Below are 18,820 nucleotides of genomic sequence, written 5' to 3'. Positions count from 1 at the left end.
CCGGCCTGCGGCCGACGTATGTTTCACCCATGGTCGACGAGGCTCAGCACGAAGCAGGCGGCACGCTGACCCTGCTGAGCGAAGCCGCTGCCCAGGGGAGCTGGGAGCGCCTGGCGGCGATGGTCCCGCCGCCACCGGGGTCTGAGCGCCCCTGGGCCGATCCGCTCGACGGCGTACGCCGGCTGCTGGCCACGCGACTTGCCGAGGAGCCGGCCGACGCTGCTGACCTGGCGTCGGCCGTCGGATGGGGCCTGGCGGAGCAGGGTCGATGGGCGGAGGCGCACGAGTTCGTCCTGGTCGCGGCGCAGGCGTTCGACGGCGTGCGCGCCGAGAAGGGGAGTCCGCGCTCCAGCGCCTGGTTCGACACCATGGCGACGTCCACGCTGGTCGAGTGGCACACGCTCGGCACCACGCGCGCCTTCGACCGGCTCTCCCGCGAGCTCGCGGGGCCCCGGGCTGCCAACAGGATGACCTCCGTCCACGCTCGGGCACTGGTCGCACTGGGACGCGTGCACCTGGGACGGCAGGAGTCCGGGAGCGCCGTGGTCTCGTTCTCACGGGCGCTGCGTCTCTCCTTCGAGGGCACGCTCGACCGGGCGAACGTCGTGGCCGAGCTGGCGCTCGCGCGGTTCCGGCACGGCGACTGGCGAGGCGCCCGACAGGACTCCTCCCTCGCCGCGACGCAGGCGGGCTCGACCCCCTACGTCGCGGGCGCCAGCGCGGGGATGGCGGCCGACGCCATCTGGCCCGCGCTCTCCGGTGACGTGGGCACGGCGCGCGACCTCGTCGACCGGGCCCGGAGAGCCGTGACCGAACGACCGAGCGTGGCCGCGGACATCGTCATCCTCCATGCGCGCATCGCCCTCGCCATGAACGCCGGTGACTGGAAGGAGATGGTCCGGTGCCTCGCCGAGTTCGACGACTCCGGCTACCGCCGCATCTACGACCAGGACGAGTGGTTCGCGCTCAAGGCCATCGCGCTGCGTAACGCCGGATCGACCGACGAGCACCGTGAGCTCCTCCGGCGGTGGGAGGGCACCTCGCCGGGCACGAACGCGGCGTACTACTGGGCGCACCGGGGTCTGGCCGCCCACGACGCCGGGCGCGGCGCGGACGCGTTGTCCGCGGCGGCGCGGGCCGGCACGCTCGTCAACGACGAGCAGGACGCGCTCGGACGAGGGTGGACCCGCATCGTCATCGGGACGCTCACCTCGTTCCACGGGGACCCCACCGTCGGGATGGAGTACTACGAAGCCGCGAGGGAGGAGTTCCGCGGGCTCGGGGCGGACGGGTTCGTCAAGCGCTGCAACGAGATCCTGCTGGCGACGGCGGAGCACCTCGCCAGCCAGTCCACCGACCCGCTGGCTGCGCTCACCGCGAAGCAACGGGAGGTCGCTCGGCTGGTCGCCGAGGGCTACACCAGCGCCGAGATGGCGACCGTCCTGGGGCTCTCGAAGAAGACCGTCGACTTCCACGTGGCCAACATCCTCTCGCGGCTGAGGCTGTCCGGTCGCCGGGAGATCCGGCGTCTGCTCGCCTGACCTCGGGCGCACTGGGACGAAGTACCAGGGCCGTCCGCCTCCCATTCCTCACGTGTCCGGCACGGACCTAGCCTGGCTGGTCACTGCGTGTGGGCGCAGGGCTGAGCGATGAGGCGGAGCAGGGATGACGACGGTTCTCGGGGTGGCTTCCCGCTGGGTCTCGAGGGTAGGTGTGCTCATCCTGACGGCCGCCCTGATGCTGGGCGCAGTGGTCGGGTCGTCACCAGCGGCCCAGGCGCAAACCGCGGGAGTCTCGGTGGCTCTCGAGCAGGGCGATCAGGTCACCGCGTGGGGCACCAACGCCTACGGCCAGAACGACGTGCCGGCCTCCCTGGCCGGCAAGACCGTCACCGCCGTCAGTGGCAGCTACCACTCCCTGGCCCTGACCAGTGACGGCAAGGTCACGGCGTGGGGCATGGACGACGACGGACAGGCCACGGTCCCGGACTCGCTCACCGGCTCGACCGTGACGGCGGTGGTCGCCGGGGGCCGCCATTCTCTGGCGCTGACGAGCGAAGGGACGGTGACGGCCTGGGGCAACAGCACCTACGGGCAGAGCGACGTGCCGGACTCGCTGACCGGCAAGACGGTCACCGCCATCACTGCCGGCGCCTACCACTCCGTGGCGCTGACAAGCGACGGGAAGGTGACCGCTTGGGGGTACCACTACCCCGGGCAGCCCGACGTACCGGACTCCCTGGACGGGAAGGTCGTCACCCTCATCGCGGCCGGGCCCTACCACTCGCTGGCCCTGACCAGCGAGGGAGAGATCATCGGCTGGGGGAACATCGGTGACGGCCAGGCGGACGCGCCGGACTCACTCAGTGGGAAGACCGTGACGGCGCTCGCCGCCGGGCTCCACCACTCGCTGGCGCTCACGAGCGACGGGGTCGTCACCGCCTGGGGGGACGAGGGTTTCGGAGCGATCCAACCACCGGCGTCGCTGAGGGGGAAGACGGTCACCGCGATCGCCGCGGGGTGGTACCACTCGTTGGCCCTCACGAGTGAAGGTCAGGTCACAGGCTGGGGGACCGAATTCTACGGCGAGACCGACGTGCCGGGCTCGCTCGCCGGCAGGAGGGTCACCGCGATCGCGGCGGCCATCTTCCAGTCCCTGGCCGTCAGCTCGGTGTTCGCCGCCGACGCCGCACCGGCCATCGGGGGCGTGCCGCAGGTCGGTGGTGCGCTGACCGCCGTCCCGGGCACCCACAGCATCGAGCCCGACGGCTTCGACTTCGCCTGGAAGGTCGACGGCACCCCGGTCGGGACCGACACCGCGACGTACCGCCCCACGCGCTCGGACGTCGACAAGACGATCACGGTCACGGTGACCGCGCACCGGGACGGTTACCCCGACGTGGTGACCACCTCCGCCCCCACCGGGCCCGTCAGCGGGGGCGGCCAGGTCACGGCGTGGGGTAGCGACTTCTTCGGTCAGACCACGGTCCCGGACAGCCTCACGGGCAGGACGGTGACGACGGTGGCCGCCGGTGAGAGCCACTCGCTGGCACTGACCGCTGACGGGCAGGTCACCGCCTGGGGTGAGGACGGTGGGGGTCTGACGACGGTCCCACCCGGCCTGGCCGGGCGGACCGCGGTCGCGGTGGCCGCCGGAACGGACCACTCGTTGGCGTTGACCGCTGACGGGCAGGTCACCGGCTGGGGTGATGACGGTGGGGGGCAGGCGACGGTCCCACCCGGCCTGGCCGCGAAGACCGTGGTTGCGATCGCAGCCGGCGCCCGGCACTCCTTGGCGTTGACCGCTGACGGGCAGGTCACCGTCTGGGGTGCCAACAACTTCGGTCAGACCGCGGTCCCGCCGGGTCTGACCGGGAAGTCGGTGGTCGCGATCGCAGCCGGCGCCTACCACTCGTTGGCGCTGACCGCAGACGGCAAGGTCACGGCCTGGGGTTGGAACCTGTTCGGCGAGGCCACGGTCCCACCTGCTCTGGCGGGGAAGATCGTGACCGCGATCGCCACGGGCGAGCGGCACTCGATGGCGCTGACCGCGGACGGCGAGGTCATCGCCTGGGGTTTCGACCAGTTCGGTCAGGCCACGGTCCCTCCCGGCCTGGCCGGGAAGGACGTGACCGCGATCGCCGCCGGCGCCTACCACTCGCTCGCGTTGACCGCGGACGGCCATGTCACCGCCTGGGGCGTGAACTCCTCCGGCCAGAACAACGTCCCGGCAGGCCTGGCCGGGAAGAGCGTGACCGCGATCGCCGCCGGCACCTACCACTCGATGGCGCTGAGCGCCGCGCTGAACGCCGACGGCGTCCCCACGATCGCTGGGGACGCGCGGGTCGGCCAGGAGCTGAGCGTCACGGTGCCCGGCTACAACGCGGACCCGGATGCCGTCACCTTCCAGTGGTACGCCGACGGCACCGCGATCAGCGACGCGACCTCGGACACGCTCGCGCTGGGCGCCGCACAACTCGGCACGCACGTCACCGTGACGGTGGCCGCCACCAAGGACGGCTACACCTCGACGTCGACGACCTCGAAGCCCACGGAGCCCGTCGCCGTCGGCTCGTTCACCACCGGGCCCGAGGCCGGGATCAGCGGCACCGCGCAGGTGGGGCAGACGCTGACCGCGACGACGGGCACCCCCGTCCCGGACGCGGACTCCTTCACCTACCAGTGGCTCGCGGACGGTGAGCCGATCGACGGTGCCACCGGCGACAGCCTCGAGCTCACCCCCTCGCTGGTCGGGACCTCCGTCACGGTGGAGGTGACCGCGACGCGGACCGGCTACGCCGATGCGTCCGACCCTTCGGAGGCGGTCGGCCCAGTGGCCGCCGGCGCGTTCACGACGGGTCCGACGGCGGGCGTCACCGGCACCGCGCAGGTCGGGCGGACGCTGACCGCGACGACTGGCACCACCGTCCCGGCCGCAGGCTCCTTCTCCTATCAGTGGTTCGCGGACGGCCGGCCCATCGACGGCGCCACCGGCGACAGCCTCGAGCTCACGCCGGCGCTGGCCGGGACCTCGGTCACCGTGGAGGTGACCGCGACGCGCGTCGGCTACGCGGACGCGTCGGACACCTCGGAGGCGGTCGGCCCGGTGACCGCCGGAGAGTTCACGACCGGTCCGACGGCGGACATCACGGGATCCGCAGTGGTCGGAGGGACCTTGACCGCCGTCACCGGCACCACCTCGCCCGCCGCGGACTCGTTCTCCTACCGGTGGCTGGCTGACGGTGACCCGGTGCCGGGTGAGACCGGTGCCGAGCTCGAGGTGACCGCGGCGATGGTGGGAAAGATCATCAGGGTGGAGGTGAGGGCGATCCGGACCGGCTACGTCGATGCCGTCGATCTCTCCGCCACGGTCGCCGTGATCGGCCGAGCGCAGTTCGCGACCGGTCCGACGGCGGGCATCACCGGCACCGCGCAGGTGGGGAGGACGCTGACCGCGACCACCGGCACCCCCGAGCCGGCGGCGGAGTCCTTCCGCTACGCCTGGTCTGCCGACGGAGTCCCGGTCTTCGGTGCGGAAGGAGCCACGTTCGTGCTCTCGGCCGCGCAGCTGGGGGCGGTCATCACCGTCCGCGTCACGGCATTGCGCGCCGGCTACGTCGACTCCGCCGATGACTCCGACCCGACGGCTCCGGTGGTGAGCGGGGGGTTCACCACCGGACCGTCGGCGTCGGTCAACGGCACCGCCCAGGTGGGGCAGACGCTCACCGCAGGCACCGGGGCGCCGGTGCCCGACCCCGATGCCTACACGTTCGCCTGGTACGCCGACGACACCAGGGTCCCCGGTGCCGAGGCGCCAGAGCTGGTGCTCACGCCGGCGTACCGTGGGCGCCGGATCAGCGTGCAGGTCACCGCGTCTCGAGCAGGCTACGAGGACGCCAGCAGCCGGTCGGCGCCCACCGTCCCGGTGGTCACCGACAGCGCGCCGGGCCTGAGCCTGGTCATCTCGGTCCCGACAACAGGGCAGTACGGCGGTACCGGCGTCACCCCCGACGGCGACCCCACCGCGCGGCGAGGAGCCCGGATCACGATCGCCTGGACGAGTGACCGTGCGCAGGCGTTGCGGGCGAACGCCTCGTTGACCGAGGCCATCGCGGCGAAGTACGCCGGGCGCGCGATCCCCGCGTCCGGCCGGGTCTCGGTCCTTCTGGAGCGGGTCGGCTGGCACCGCTACGGGTTGCAGGCCACCAACGAGGCCGGGACCACGACGGCGACCGCAGGCATCGTCGCCGTGCGGCGACCCACCCGGCTCCACGTCGAGGCCCCCACGCGGGCTCGCGCAGGCAGAGCGGTCCGGATCCGCGTCACCGGACTGGGGTTCCTGGAGCGGTTCTACGTCACCGTCGACGGTGACCGGGTCCGCCTGGGCCAGGCCAACCGGGCGGGCGGCTTCATCCGCCGCATCGTCATCCCGGCCACGACCCGCCCGGGCCCGGCCAGGATCAGGGTCACCGGACGCTCCACCCAGCGCACCGGAGCCGCCACCGTGCGCGTCAGGTGACGACCTGGGCGTCGCCAGGAGAGGCCGCACTCGACGCCCTGGCTACGTCCTCTTCTTCTTGAGGATGGCGGTGCCCTTGGCGGCGGTGCGGTTGCCGGCCCTGTCGAGGCCCGTGGCGGTTCGTGCCCCGCGCTTTGACGATGGTCCCGCACGAGGCGACGCCGGAGTGGGCGTCTGCGGCCGTGCGGGTGACCTTCGGCACCTTCCGGTAGGTGCGGCCCTTCCTGATCCCCTTCACGGTCACCTTCGAGGCCGTGCGGTCGAGCCTCACGACGACCGTCGCCGATCCCGATCCGCCGGCGGCTGCGGCGATCGAGCGGGTGACGGTCGTGCTGCCGGCGGTGACCGTGGCCGCGGCGCCAGCCTCCGGCGTCGCCACGACCTGGGTGACACCGATCGAGGTCGCGGCGAGCAGCAGGGCGGCTGCACGTCGCAGGCGCGTGCTCGTACGGGTTCGGCGGACGCGTGCCATGAGGGCTCCGGGGGCGAGGTGCCGAGAGGGTCCGGCCACGGTGCACTCTCGCCCACGTGGCGGCCGGATGGGGCCGAATCTCCCGATCGCCTGGGTGGTCTGCTCCGTCAGAGGCGGGCTGGCGCGCCGAGCAGGTACCCAGCCGCGCCGGGTCATCGGCCCTCGAGGGACATGGCTCGACCGTCCAGGTAGCCCTGACGTCGTCACATCCTCCCCAGGAGTGTGGTTCATCCACAGATTGGTGTCGGGCCGTAGCGGAAGCGACGTGGCCGGGCTTACCTTCGGCGCAGGAACCTGACTCGGGAACGGGGACCGTCGTGGCGATGACGCAGGCTGATGCGCAGGGTGCTTTGGTCGATGAGCTGGACGAGCACGTGCGCGCGCTCGTCCGCCGCGAGGGCGTGGACCCGCAGCGCGACGCCGTCGTCGTACGGCGCATCGCCGAGGGCGTGGTGCGTGAGCACGACGAGCGGAGCCTGACCGGTCAGGTGGCGCCCGTCGCCGACGCGGGCGCGGTGGTCGGTGAGCTGGTCGCGCGGGTGTCGGGGTTCGGGCCGTTGCAGCCGTTCCTCGACGACCCCGCGGTGGAGGAGATCTGGATCAACGACCCCTCGCGGGTGTTCATCGCGCGGCACGGCCGGCACGAGCTCACCAACCTGATGCTCAGCCAGAGCCAGGTGAGCGAGCTGGTCGAGCGGATGCTCAAGTCCAGCGGGCGGCGCATCGACATCAGCCAGCCGTTCGTGGACGCGATGCTGCCGGAGGGTCACCGGCTCCACGTGGTGCTGGAGGGCATCAGCCGGGGCTTCTCGGCGGTCAACATCCGCAAGTTCGTGCTGCGCGCGGCGCGGCTCTCCGACCTCGTCGAGCTCGGCAGCCTCACGCCGCGGGCGGCGGCGTTCCTCGAGGCGTCGGTGCGCGCCGGCCTCAACGTGCTGGTCGCCGGCGGCACTCAGGCGGGCAAGACCACGATGCTCAACTGCCTGGCCGCGGCGATCCCCGGTGGCGACCGGGTGGTGTCGGCCGAGGAGGTCTTCGAGCTGCGCTTCCCGCACCCCGACTGGGTCCCGATGCAGACGCGCCAGTCCGGCCTCGAGGGGACCGGCGAGATCAAGCTGCGCGACCTGGTCAAGGAGAGCCTGCGCATGCGGCCCAGCCGGATCATCGTCGGGGAGGTCAGGTCCGAGGAGTGCCTGGACCTGTTGCTCGCGCTCAACGCCGGGCTTCCGGGGATGTGCACGCTGCACGCCAACAGTGCTCGTGAGGCATTGGTGAAGATGTGCACGCTGCCACTGCTGGCCGGCGAGAACATCTCGGCACGCTTCGTCGTGCCTACCGTGGCAGCGTCGGTCGACCTGGTGGTCCACCTCGGCATCGACCACCAGGGCGTACGCCGGGTCAACGAGGTGGTCGGCGTGCCCGGCCGGGTGGAGAACGACATCATCGAGACCGAGTCGATCTTCGAGCGCCGTGGCGGCGATCTGCAGCGCGCCAACGGGATGCCGCCGCGCATCGAGCTCTACGAGCGCGCCGGCATCGACGTCCACCGGATCCTGAGCCAGGACCGCTGATGGGCGCGCTGGTGGGGTTGGGCGTCGGCATCGGGCTGATGCTCATCTGGTCGGCTTTCTTCGTCCCCCGCCAGCCGCGGCGTGCGGCGCGGGTCGACGGGCGGGGCGCTCAGCTGCTCGCGCGCGCCGGTCTCGGCGAGGTGTCGCCGGCGGCGTTCGCCCTGCTCTGCCTGGTGTGTGGCGTGGTGGTCGCGTTGGTGATCCAGGTCGTGTCGCGTACGGCGCCGGTCGCCGTGGCGTTCGGGGCGATGGGCGCCTACCTGCCGATCGCGGTGGTGTCGGGTCGGGCGCGACGCCGGCAGCGCGAGTTCGCGGAGGTGTGGCCCGAGGCGGTGGACAACCTCGCGTCCGCCGTACGTGCGGGGATGTCGCTGCCCGATGCCCTGTCGGGGCTGGCGATCCGCGGGCCGGAGCCGTTGCGCGACGCCTTCGATGCGTTCGCCCTGGACTACCAGGTGACGGGGCGCTTCGGCGAGAGCCTGGACCGGCTCAAGGTGCGCCTGGCCGATCCCGTCGGCGACCGGGTCGTGGAGGGGCTGCGCATCGCGCGCGAGGTGGGTGGTGGCGAGCTGGGACGGTTGCTGCGCAACCTGTCGGGCTACCTCCGCGACGACGCGCGCACCCGCTCGGAGCTGGAGTCGCGGCAGGCGTGGACCGTCAACGGCGCCCGACTCGCGGTGGCCGCGCCGTGGCTGGTGCTGCTGTTCATGTCGTTCCAGTCCGAGGTGATCCGGCGCTACTCCTCCCCGGAGGGCGCGTTCGTGCTGGGCGTCGGTGCGGTCCTGTGCCTGGCCGCCTACCGGCTCATGATGCGCATCGGCCGCCTCCCCACGGAGAGGCGGATCCTGTCGTGACGCTGTTGCTGTGGGGCGCGGTCCTCGGCGCACTGGCCGGTGCCGGTCTGGTGCTGATCGGCTCGCGGGTGCGCGTGATCGGCCGACCGCAGCTCGCGACCCGGGTCCTGCCCTACGTGCGCGACCTGCCTCACGTCGGTCGTACGCCGGCGCTGCGGGTCGCGTCCAGCTCGCCGACGTCGGCGGCGGCCGGTGTGTTCGGGCCGGTGCTGCGCTCCATGGCCGACACCGTCGAGAGGGTCCTGGGCGGCTCGGCCTCCGTACGCCGCCGGCTGGAGCGGGCGGCCATCGACAAGACGGTGCACGAGTTCCGCATCGAGCAGGTGCTGTGGGGCCTGGCCGGCCTGGCAGTGGTCGCCGCCTACGGGCTGCTCAAGACCCTGACCGACCCAGGCGGCGCCATCGGCCTCGCGGTCCTGTGCGGCGTTGGCTTCGCACTCGGCGTGATCGCGCGCGACAACCGCCTCAGCGGGCAGGCGACGAGCCGCGAGCGCCGCATCCTGGCGGAGTTCCCGACGGTCGCGGAGCTGCTCGCGCTCGCGGTCGCCGCGGGCGAGAGCCCGGTCGCGGCGCTCGACCGCGTGGTGCACCGCAGCGGTGGTGAGCTGTCGGGAGACCTCGCCAAGGTGCTCGCGGCCGTGCGCACCGGCGAGCCGGTCTCGACCGCCTTCGACGCCATGGCCGCTGCCAGCGGGCTGTCGCTGGTGTCGCGCTTCGCGCAGGGCATCGCCGTGGCCGTGGAGCGCGGCACGCCGCTGGCGGAGGTGCTCCACGCGCAGGCCGCCGATGTCCGCGAAGCGGGCCGTCGTGAGCTGATCGAGGTCGCCGCGCGGCGCGAGATCTTCATGATGGTGCCGGTCGTCTTCGTGGTGCTCCCGGTGACCATCCTCTTCGCCTTCTGGCCCGGCGTCGTGGGCCTCGACCTCACCACTCCTTGATCTCTCGGGAAGGACTCATCATGGAGAACCTCGCAGTGTGGATGGCCCGGCTGCACGCCGCGCTCTCGGCGCCACGGCGGCGCGACGAGCGCGGCGACGTGCCCGGGTGGGTGCTGGTCACGGTGATGTCCGCGGGCATCGTCATGGTGATCTGGGGAGTCGCCGAGGGCGCGCTCTCCCAGATGCTGAGGGACGCGCTCAACTCGGTGAAGTAGTGCGTGCCCACAGGCGTCGTCGGCTGGCGTCGCGCTCGGAGCGCGGCGCGGCCGTCGTCGACTTCGTGCTGGTGCTGCTCGTGCTGGTGCCCCTCTTCCTCGGCATCCTCCAGGTGTCGCTGGTCCTGCTCGTGCGCAACTCGCTGTCGGCGGCCGCGTCCGAGGGTGCGCGGCTGGCGGCCACCGCCGACCGGGATCCGGCGGACGGTGCCGCGCTGACCCGCGAGCAGGTGGAGGCGGCGATCGCGGGCCGGTACGCCGAGGACGTGACAGTCCGTCGCGTGGTCGTCGACGGCGCGCCGGTCGTCGAGGTGACGATCCACGCACGGGTGCCCGCTCTGGGGATCGGCGGGCCCGCGGTCGAGCTGGACGTGCGGGGGCATGCGGTCGAGGAGGCGCCGTGAGCGTGCGCCGTACGCGGGAGGAAGAGGGGAGCGCCGCCGTCGAGCTGGCGTGGCTCGGAATCCTGCTGCTCGTGCCGATGCTGTGGATCGTGCTGTCGGTCTTCGAGGTGCAGAAGGGTGCGTTCGGCACGAGCGCTGCGGCCCGCGCGGCCGGCCGCGCCTATGCCCTCGCGCCCGACGATGCCGAGGGCAGGCGCCGCGCCGAGGCCGCCGCACGGCAGGCGCTCGCCGACCAAGGCCTGGACGACGCGCCGCTGACGGTGACCGTCACGTGTGAGTCGGCGGGCACGAGCTGCCACAGCGGGGGAGCGGTGATCACGGTCCACGTCTCCTCGCGCGTGGACCTGCCGTTGATGCCCGAGGTGCTCGGTGGCGACCGGCCGAGCTTCGCGCTGGACGCGACGCACACGGTGCCGATCGGGCAGTACCAGGAGGTGCAGTGAGCAGCCGCCGCACGCGCGACGAGCGCGGCTCGTCGATGGTGCTGATCATCGGCTTCGCGGCCGTCCTGGCGCTGGGCATCGGAGTCGTCGTCGACGCCTCGGCGGCGTACCTCCAGCGCCAGGGCCTCGACACCCTCGCTGACGGCGCCGCCTTGCACGGCGCCGACCAGGGGGCCACCGGTCGCGACGTCTACGAGGGTGGCGTCCCCGACGAGCGCCTCGAGCTCACCCAGGCCCAGGCGCGCGACGCGGTGCGCGCCTACCTCCGCGACGTCGGCGCCTACCGCACCTACCCCGGTCTCACCTACGACGTCGACGTCGACGACACCCGGATCACCGTCCGACTGCGCGCCCCCGTCGACCTTCCGCTCAGCGTGCCAGGTTCACCCGACCGGCCGCTCGTCGGTGCCAGTGGGTCAGCGGTCATCGAACCCGAGTGACTCGGCCTCGGGTGCGACACGGGTCGGCACCGGGCGCTTGGCACTGCGGCCGTCACCCGACGACCGGCCGCGCAGGCGCCGACCGATCCAGGGCGTGGCGTGGCGCGACCACCACGCGGCCTCGGTCCTGAGCGTCCGCTGCGGCGGGGGTCCGGGCGGCGGGGACTGCCACCCAGACTCGACCTCGACGCCGAGAGCCTCGGCGGCGCCGGTCGCCAGCCGCTCGTGCCCGAGCGGCGAGAGGTGCAGCCGGTCCTCGTCCCAGGCGCGCGGGTCCTCGAAGACGGTGTCCGTCGTCGAGATGAGCGGCACCACCCCTGACTCGTCGCACAGCCGCTGGAAGATCGCGTTGAGGCGCTGGCGGCGCGGAAGCGTCAGCCGCCCGGCCGGTGAGATCTTCGTGATGTCGGGGATCGGGACGAACAGCACCTGTGCCCCCATGGCCTGGAAGGGGAGCACGAGATCGGTGAGCGTCGTCTCGAGCGCGTCGAAGTCCACGCGAGGACGCAGGATGTCGTTCATCCCGGCGGTGATCGTCACCACGTCCGGCGCGAGGGCCACGGCCGCCGCCAGCTGGCGGTCGCGGACCTGGCCCGCCTGGTAGCCGCGGACCGCGAGGTTGGCGTAGTCGCAGGTGGCGTGGTGGTCGGCCAGCAGGCCGGCCAGCCGGTCGGTCCATCCTCGGGCGGTGCCGTCCGGCCACGGGACGTCACCCACGCCCTCCGACAGGCTGTCGCCGATCGCCACATAGGTCACCGCCGTGCTGGTCGTCATGGGAGCAGTGAGCCACCGACGTCAACCGCTCGGCAACCGTGACCCACTGGGGGCAGGGCGGCGGCGCCGTCACGACGTGCCGGAGGCGGCGAATCAAGTGGAACACGGTCGGGCACTCCCGCCCGGGCTGTAGTTGACTGGACCGGTGAGCGAGGGGGCCGGTCAGCAGGCACGTCGCGGGTTCTCCGCGGGGGCCGACCGGGCGACCGTCGTGGCGCGGGCGGGCGAGATGCTCCTCGCGGGGGAGACGATCGACGTCCGCAGGCTGGCCGAGGAGTGCGGCGTCGGGCGCACCACGGTCTACCGGTGGTTCGGGAGCCGCAGCGGCCTCCTGGGCGAGGCGCTCTGGACGTTGGTGGACGGGGCGTGGTCGCATGCGCGACGCACCAGCCCCGGCACCGGCCCGCTCCACGTCCGGCAGGTCGTGGCGACGTTCCTGACGAGTGTCCGTGACTCACCACCGGCGAGCTCCCTGATGGTCGGCGAGCCCCGGCTCGCGGTGGTCTCCATCATGTCGCCCACCGGCTTCGTCCAGCGCCGTGCCGTCGCCAGGACCGAGCAGCTCCTGCACGACCACAGCCACCTGCCCGTGGACGAGGTCCGTGCGGTCGCCGAGATCATGACTCAGGTCGCGATGACGTACGTCTGGGCCCAGCTGCTCACGGGGGCCTCCGCGGACCTCGCTACCCCGCTCGCCATCATCGACCGGCTCCTGCGGCAGACCCGCTGACCTCGCGCAGGTGTCAGTCGACCGAGCCCTCGAGGCCTGAGGCGATGAGCGCGCGCTCGACGTAGTCGGCGGCGGGGGAGCGGGAGCGGCCAGGGACGTAGGCGAGGCCGAGGGTGCGGTCGACCGTGGGGTCGACGAGCTCGGCGGACTCGAGGTTCGCGAAGGCCATCAGCGGCAGGACCTGGGCGGGGGCGGCGGCGACGCCGAGGCCGGCGGCGATGAGGCCGGCGATGACCGCGATGTTCTGCGCCTCGACGGTCGTGGCGGGGGCGACCCCGACGCGGGCGAAGGCCTCGTCGGTCAGTGCGCGCAGGCTGCTGGCGCTGCCGAAGGTGACGACCTGCTCGTCGGCGAGCTCGCGCCAGGTCACCGACGTGCGGCCACGGAAGGCGTGGTCGGAGCGGAAGGCGACGTGGAAGCGGTCCTGGAGGAGGGGTCGGAAGGCGACGCCCTCGGGCAGGTCGTCGGGGACCGTGATCGCGAAGTCGACGCGTCCCGAGACCAGGAGGTCGACGGCGAGGTGGGCGAGGGTGTCGGTGATGTCGACGACGACGCCCGGGTTGTCCTGACGCAGCGCGGCCACCAGCGGTGGGAGGGCCGTGGCCGCGACCGAGGGCAGCGCGGCCACGCGGACGACGCCGCCGAGCCCGTCGCGGAAGAGTGCGAACTCCTGCATGCCCCGCGCGTGGCCGTCGAGAAGCCGTCGCGCGATGCGGACGAGCTCCTCGCCGACCGGGGTCAGCACGACCGAGCGGGTGGTGCGCTCGAAGAGGCGGGCGCCGATGCGTCGCTCGGCGTTGTTGACCGCGCGGCTGAGAGCGCTCTGGGACAGGTGGGAGGCCTCGGCAGCGTCGGTGAAGCTGCGCGCCTCGGCCACGGCGAGCACCAGGTGCAGCTCGCGCAGGCTCAGGTCCGGTCCGTCGGTCACCTCGCTCACATTAATGCGCCAAGCGCATGGGTTGGTGCAAAACGGCCAGTGCGGACACATGAGTCGCCGACCTAGCGTGATGCCCGTCACGGAGTCGTCTCGGCTCCGACCTGCTTGAAGACCCGAGAGGATCCCCATGGCGCAGCAGAGCCCCGCGACGGCTCCGGCCACTCCCACCACGGAGCGGCCGAGCGCGGAGTTCCGTCCGCTGGAGGGACTGCGGGTCCTGGACTTCACCCGGGTCCTGGCCGGCCCCTACGCCACGATGACCCTCGCCGAGCTGGGCGCCGACGTCGTCAAGATCGAGATGCCGGGCGTCGGGGACGAGACCCGCGCCTGGGGCCCGCCGTTCGTCGACGACTCCAGCGCCTACTTCCACGCCATCAACCGCGGCAAGCGCAGCGTCGTCCTCGACCTCACGACCGAGGAGGGCCGCGAGCACGCCTACGGGCTGATGGCGACCGCCGACATCGTGGTGGAGAACTTCCGCCCCGGCGTCACCCACCGCCTCGGCATCGACCCCGAGCTGGTCACGGCCCGCTTCCCGCACCTGGTTTACGCCTCGATCACCGGCTTCGGCACCGACGGCCCCATGGCCGACCACCCCGGCACCGAGGTGATCATCGAGGCCGAGTCGGGCCTGATGGGCGTCACCGGGATCGACGGCGGGGAGCCGGTCCGCTTCGGCGTCGCGATGGTCGACATCGCCACCGGCCTGGCCATGATCAACGGGATCCTCGCCGCGCTGCTCGAGCGCACCTCCACCGGTCGCGGTCGCCGCGTCGACGTCTCGCTCTACGCCACCGCGGTCAGCGCGCTCGGCACCGTCATCGCGAGTACGTCGGCCGGCGGCGGGACGCCCCGCGCCTGGGGCAGCGCCCACCCGTCGATCGTCCCCTACCGCGCCTTCGCCGCGGCCGACGGCCACGTCGTCCTCGGCGCCACCAACGACGCGATGTTCCAGCGGCTTCAGACTGCGCTCGACCTCGACGAGGTGCTGGGCCGCGAGGCCTGGCAGGGCAACGCCGGGCGGGTCTCCGAGCGCGACGAGCTCGAGGCCGCCGTGCAGGAGCGGGTGGCGGGGCTGAGCCTCGCCGAGGTCCTGGAGCGGCTGCGCCGCCACCGCGTGCTGGTCGCGCCGGTGCTGATGCCGCACGACGCCGCCCGCAGCGCGCAGGCGACCGCCCTCGACCTCGTCGACGACGACGACGGCGTCCTGATCACCAGGTCACCGCTGAGCACCAACGGCACCCGCCGGCTGGGCCGGGCCCCCGCGCTGGGGGAGCACACCGCGGAGATCCTCGCCGAGCTCGACGCCACCACCGCCCACCAGGGGAAGGACACCGCCGATGTCGACTGAGAGCCTGTCGAAGACCCCGGCGCCGACGTCGTCGGCGACCGAGGCCGCGCCCGAGCGGACGCCGGCCTGGCGCCGTGCGGCGACCAACCGGCCCGCCATCGCGGTGCTGTTCCTGGTGCTGCTCGTGGGCTACTTCCACCTGCGCCTGCCCGAGACCTACCTGACGAGCGAGAACCTCAAGTCGGTCCTCGTCCAGCAGTCGGTGCTGCTCGTCCTCGCCCTCGGCGTGACGTTCGTGCTCGTGATCGGGGAGTTCGACCTGTCGTTCGCCTCGACGCTGGCGCTCGCCGGCGCGGTGAGCATCCTGCTGATGTCCGACCACGGGCAGTCGCCGTGGGTGGCCGCCGGTGCGGCGATCCTGGTGGGCGCCGGGGTCGGCGTCGTCAACGGCATCGCCGTGGCCTGGGGCCGGGCGCCGGCGTTCATCGCCACGCTCGCCGCCGGCTCCGCCGCGACCGGCCTCGAGCAGCTGATGACCGACAACGAGACGATCGCGGAGAACATCCCGCTCAGCTACCTGGACCTCACGCTGACCGAGCGCCTCGGCCTGCCGCTCTCCACGTGGATCGCGCTCGCGCTGGTCCTGCTCAGCATCTTCCTGGTGTCCTACACGACCTTCGGCCGCAAGCTGCGCGCCACCGGCCTCAACCCGACCGCCGTCTCGCTCGCCGGGATCTCGGTCAGCCAGGTCCGACTGGCGGCGTTCGTCGCGCTCGGGCTGGTCGCCGGCCTCGCGGGGGTCTACGTGACCTCGCAGGGCGGCTCCTACTTCCCCAACAGCGGCGCCGGCCTGCTGCTGCCGCCCTACTCCGCGGTGTTCCTCGGCGCGGCCATCGTCGGGCGCGGCCGCTTCGGCCCGGGCGCCACGCTCTTCGGCGTCGCCTTCATCGCGCTGCTGGAGCGCGGGCTGACGATGATGGACCAGAAGGCGGCGGTCATCCAGCTCATCGAGGGCGCCGTGCTGCTCGCCGCGGTGGTGCTCGCGCGCCAGGAGCGCAAGCAGTGAGCGCCCCCGCCACCGAGGGCGCCGGCCAGGAGCTGCTGCGCGCCGAGGACATCGTCAAGCGCTACGGCCCCGTCACGGTGCTGCGGGGCGCGTCCCTCGACGTCGTCGCCGGACGGGTCGACGGCCTCATCGGCCGCAACGGCGCCGGCAAGAGCACGCTCGTCAACGTCCTCGCCGGACGCGTCCACGCCGACGGCGGCCGCGTGCTCCTCGACGGCCGCGCCGTGGACCTGCGGACCCCTGCCGACGCGCTCTCCCACGGCATCGTCGCCGTGCCCCAGGAGATCGTCATGCCGATGGACATGACCGTCACCGAGGTCGTGACCTTCGGCGCCGAGCCCGGACGCGGCGGCGTGCTCGCCCGGCGTACGGCGGAGCGGCGGGTGCGCGAGCTCATGGAGTCGCTCGGCCTGCCGATCGACGTCCGGACTCGGGTGCGCGACCTTCCCGTCTCCTGGCAGCGCGTCGTGCTGCTCGCCCAGGCGCTGCACCGCGAGGTACGGGTGCTGATCCTCGACGAGCCGACCGCCGCGATGAACGCCGACGACAGCGCCCGCGTGCTGTCGGTCGTGCGCCGCCTGCGCGACCGCGGCCTCGGCATCGTCTTCATCAGCCACCGCTTCGACGAGGTGCAGGAGGCCTGCGACCGGGTCACGGCGCTGGCCGACGGCGCGGTCATCGACGTCATGGACGGCGCTGAGGTCACCCACGACCGCCTGGTCGCCGCCATCACCGGCCCGGAGAGCGCGATGCTCCGCCCACGGGTGCCCGACACCTCGGCGGTCGTCACCCTCGACACCGATCACGCCGTCGCCCTGCAGGTCCGCGAGCTCACGGGCGAGCGCCTCGACGGCATCGACCTCGACGTCCGGCCCGGCGAGGTCGTCGGCATCGCCGGCCTGCCCGGTTCCGGCGTCGCCGAGGTCTTCGAGCACCTCGCGGGCCGGCGTCGCGCCTCCTCCGGCAGCATCCGCGTCGGCGACCGGAGCGTCACCTCCGAGCGCTCCGCGTCCCGCCTCGGCATCGGCCTGCTGCCGGCCTCGCGGCGCTCCGCGGCGATGACCACCGAGCCCGTGCTGGAGAACGTCGCCCTGCCGGCGCTGGCCGCCTGCGGTCGCCGCGGCGTGGTCTCGACCTCGTCGATCCGTCGGCGCTCGGCCGACATCGTCGACCGCCTCTCCCTGCGCCCGGTCGCCGAGCGCCGGATGGGCCAGCTCTCCGGCGGCAACCAGCAGCGCGTGCTGGTCGCGGCCAAGCTGCTCGCCGGCCCCCGCTTCCTCCTCCTCGAGGACCCCACCGTCGGCGTCGACATCGCGGCGCGCGCCGAGCTGCACGCGCTCCTGCGCTCGCTGGCCGCGGAGGGGCTGGGGCTGCTCGTCGGCTCCAGCGAGCCCGAGGAGCTGCTGGAGATCTGCGACCGCGTCGTCGTGCTGCGCCGCGGCCGGGTCGAGCTGACCAGCCGGGCCGAGGACCTGTCCGAGTACGAGCTTGTCGGGGCGATGACCGGGAGTGCCCCTGCCACCACGGGCTGATCGACCGAGACGCCCTATCCATCTGAAACAGGAGATCGACATGCAGGGAACTTCCAGGAGCCGGGTCAGGACCGCGCTCGCAGCACTCACCGCCCTCTCGGCCATGGCGGCGCTCGCCGGCTGCGGCTCGTCCGACGACGGCGGCAGCGGTGGCGGCGACTCCGCAGGCGGCGGCATCGAGGGCAAGACCATCGGCTGGGTCGACGGCACCCTCGCGGGCTCCTACCAGCAGCGGCTCTACCAGGCCGGCGAGGCCGCGGTCGAGCACATCGGCTGGGAGATGAAGACCGTCGACACCCAGGGCGACCCCGCCAAGGCCGCCTCCGGCGTGTCCAGCCTGGTGACCTCGGGCGTCGACGCGATCGTCATGTCCGCCGTCACGCCCTCGACCGCCCGCGCCGGGCTCCTGCAGGCCAAGGCCAAGGGCATCCCGGTGCTGATGGTCGGCTCGGCCGTCGACGACAGCCTCGACGAGGACCTCGGGCTCACCTACATCGGCGAGGACGAGGAGGGCCTGACCGGTCCGCTCGCCGAGCTGATGCTCGAGCAGCTGAAGCCCGGCGACCAGGTCGGCATGCTGACCACCACCGCGCTGGCCTCGGCCGTGCAGCGCACCGAGGCCCTGACCGCCGCGCTCGAGGACGCCGGCGTCGAGGTCGTCGAGCCGCTCGAGACCGGCTTCGACTTCAGCGCCGGGCAGAAGAACGCCGCCACGCTGCTCAACCAGAACCCCGACCTGGCCGCCATCGTCCCGATCTTCGACCTGTGGACCGCCGCCTCGCTGAGCGCGATCAAGTCCGCCGACCGTGAGGACGTGAAGGTCTACTCGTACTACTCCGACGCCATCAGCACCCCGCTGATGCGCAAGAACCCCGACCTGGTGCTCGGCCTCGCCGACGGCGACATGATCTCCAGCCCGTTGGTCGCCATCGACAAGCTGCTCGCCTACTTCGACTCCGGCGAGAAGATCACCGACGAGGGCGCCGAGGACTACGAGTACGTCGTGGTGACCCAGGACAACCTGCCCCCGGGCGAGCAGAACGGCCCGGTCTCCCAGGACGAGGCGATGGCCCCGTTCGTCGAGAAGTGGGCCGACGAGTACGACGTCGCGGCCGAGTGACCCCCCGCGACCAGC

The 18,820-nt window shown here is 72.8% G+C and carries 17 protein-coding genes; 14 read left to right on the top strand and 3 right to left on the bottom strand.

Going from position 1 to position 18,820, the window contains the following annotated elements; all coding sequences use genetic code 11:
* Positions 1-29: 29 nt before the first annotated feature.
* Complete coding sequence (locus E4622_RS14210; RefSeq protein ID WP_134740900.1) at positions 30-1,541, top strand: LuxR C-terminal-related transcriptional regulator; 1,512 nt, start codon at positions 30-32, stop codon at positions 1,539-1,541.
* A 256-nt stretch (positions 1,542-1,797) separates the two neighbouring features.
* Positions 1,798-6,018 (top strand): RCC1 domain-containing protein, encoded by a 4,221-nt coding sequence (locus E4622_RS14205; protein ID WP_167736093.1) that lies wholly within the window; start codon positions 1,798-1,800, stop codon positions 6,016-6,018.
* Here the strand turns inward: E4622_RS14205 and E4622_RS14200 are convergent.
* On the bottom strand, positions 6,011-6,490 hold the full coding sequence (locus tag E4622_RS14200; RefSeq protein WP_134740898.1) for a hypothetical protein: 480 nt from the start codon (positions 6,488-6,490) through the stop codon (positions 6,011-6,013). The genes E4622_RS14205 and E4622_RS14200 overlap by 8 nt on opposite strands.
* Before the next feature lie 323 nt (positions 6,491-6,813).
* Here E4622_RS14200 and E4622_RS14195 point away from each other — a divergent pair, with 323 nt between their 5' ends.
* Genes E4622_RS14195 through E4622_RS14165 form a run of 7 tightly spaced genes read left to right on the top strand, consistent with a single transcriptional unit; the run spans position 6,814 to position 11,355 of the window.
* Entirely contained in the window at positions 6,814-8,061 is a 1,248-nt protein-coding gene (locus E4622_RS14195; protein ID WP_134740897.1) for an ATPase, T2SS/T4P/T4SS family, read from the top strand.
* Positions 8,061-8,915 carry a type II secretion system F family protein gene (locus tag E4622_RS14190; protein ID WP_134740896.1) on the top strand — a complete coding sequence of 285 codons (855 nt, stop codon included), beginning with the start codon at positions 8,061-8,063 and terminating at the stop codon, positions 8,913-8,915. Before E4622_RS14195 ends, E4622_RS14190 begins: the two co-directional genes overlap by 1 nt.
* Positions 8,912-9,853, top strand: coding sequence for a type II secretion system F family protein (locus E4622_RS14185; protein WP_134740895.1), 942 nt, complete (start codon positions 8,912-8,914; stop codon positions 9,851-9,853). The genes E4622_RS14190 and E4622_RS14185 overlap by 4 nt, the downstream gene beginning before the upstream one ends.
* A gap of 20 nt (positions 9,854-9,873) precedes the next feature.
* The gene (locus tag E4622_RS14180; RefSeq protein ID WP_134740894.1) at positions 9,874-10,068 is read left to right on the top strand and encodes a hypothetical protein; all 195 of its coding nucleotides are present in this window, start codon (positions 9,874-9,876) and stop codon (positions 10,066-10,068) included.
* On the top strand, positions 10,068-10,472 hold the full coding sequence (locus E4622_RS14175) for a TadE/TadG family type IV pilus assembly protein (RefSeq protein WP_245156035.1): 405 nt from the start codon (positions 10,068-10,070) through the stop codon (positions 10,470-10,472). Before E4622_RS14180 ends, E4622_RS14175 begins: the two co-directional genes overlap by 1 nt.
* The gene (locus E4622_RS14170; protein ID WP_134740893.1) at positions 10,469-10,915 is read left to right on the top strand and encodes a hypothetical protein; all 447 of its coding nucleotides are present in this window, start codon (positions 10,469-10,471) and stop codon (positions 10,913-10,915) included. Before E4622_RS14175 ends, E4622_RS14170 begins: the two co-directional genes overlap by 4 nt.
* The gene (locus E4622_RS14165; protein ID WP_245156034.1) at positions 10,912-11,355 is read left to right on the top strand and encodes a Tad domain-containing protein; all 444 of its coding nucleotides are present in this window, start codon (positions 10,912-10,914) and stop codon (positions 11,353-11,355) included. The genes E4622_RS14170 and E4622_RS14165 overlap by 4 nt, the downstream gene beginning before the upstream one ends.
* Here E4622_RS14165 and E4622_RS14160 read toward each other — a convergent pair.
* Entirely contained in the window at positions 11,332-12,129 is a 798-nt protein-coding gene (locus tag E4622_RS14160; protein ID WP_134740892.1) for an SGNH/GDSL hydrolase family protein, read from the bottom strand. The two genes, E4622_RS14165 and E4622_RS14160, sit on opposite strands and share 24 nt — an antisense overlap.
* 145 nt (positions 12,130-12,274) lie before the next feature.
* Here E4622_RS14160 and E4622_RS14155 point away from each other — a divergent pair, with 145 nt between their 5' ends.
* Positions 12,275-12,859 carry a QsdR family transcriptional regulator gene (locus E4622_RS14155; protein WP_134740891.1) on the top strand — a complete coding sequence of 195 codons (585 nt, stop codon included), beginning with the start codon at positions 12,275-12,277 and terminating at the stop codon, positions 12,857-12,859.
* A gap of 13 nt (positions 12,860-12,872) precedes the next feature.
* Here E4622_RS14155 and E4622_RS14150 read toward each other — a convergent pair whose 3' ends face one another.
* Positions 12,873-13,787, bottom strand: a complete 915-nt coding sequence (locus tag E4622_RS14150) for a LysR family transcriptional regulator (protein ID WP_167736092.1) — start codon at positions 13,785-13,787, stop codon at positions 12,873-12,875.
* Positions 13,788-13,923: 136 nt separating this feature from the next.
* Here E4622_RS14150 and E4622_RS14145 point away from each other — a divergent pair, with 136 nt between their 5' ends.
* The 4 genes from E4622_RS14145 to E4622_RS14130 are packed head-to-tail and all read left to right on the top strand — an operon-like array spanning position 13,924 to position 18,805.
* Complete coding sequence (locus E4622_RS14145) at positions 13,924-15,147, top strand: CoA transferase (protein ID WP_134740889.1); 1,224 nt, start codon at positions 13,924-13,926, stop codon at positions 15,145-15,147.
* On the top strand, positions 15,137-16,153 hold the full coding sequence (locus tag E4622_RS14140; protein ID WP_134740888.1) for an ABC transporter permease: 1,017 nt from the start codon (positions 15,137-15,139) through the stop codon (positions 16,151-16,153). The genes E4622_RS14145 and E4622_RS14140 overlap by 11 nt, the downstream gene beginning before the upstream one ends.
* Positions 16,150-17,685, top strand: coding sequence for a sugar ABC transporter ATP-binding protein (locus tag E4622_RS14135; RefSeq protein ID WP_134740887.1), 1,536 nt, complete (start codon positions 16,150-16,152; stop codon positions 17,683-17,685). The genes E4622_RS14140 and E4622_RS14135 overlap by 4 nt, the downstream gene beginning before the upstream one ends.
* 40 nt (positions 17,686-17,725) lie before the next feature.
* Complete coding sequence (locus tag E4622_RS14130) at positions 17,726-18,805, top strand: sugar ABC transporter substrate-binding protein (protein WP_134740886.1); 1,080 nt, start codon at positions 17,726-17,728, stop codon at positions 18,803-18,805.
* Positions 18,806-18,820: the final 15 nt, after the last annotated feature.

This window comes from Nocardioides sp. 503 (assembly GCF_004522095.1).
Classification (GTDB): domain Bacteria; phylum Actinomycetota; class Actinomycetes; order Propionibacteriales; family Nocardioidaceae; genus Nocardioides.
The sequence above is the reverse complement of the archived record's forward strand: the minus strand, read 5'-3'. Positions and strand labels throughout refer to the sequence as shown.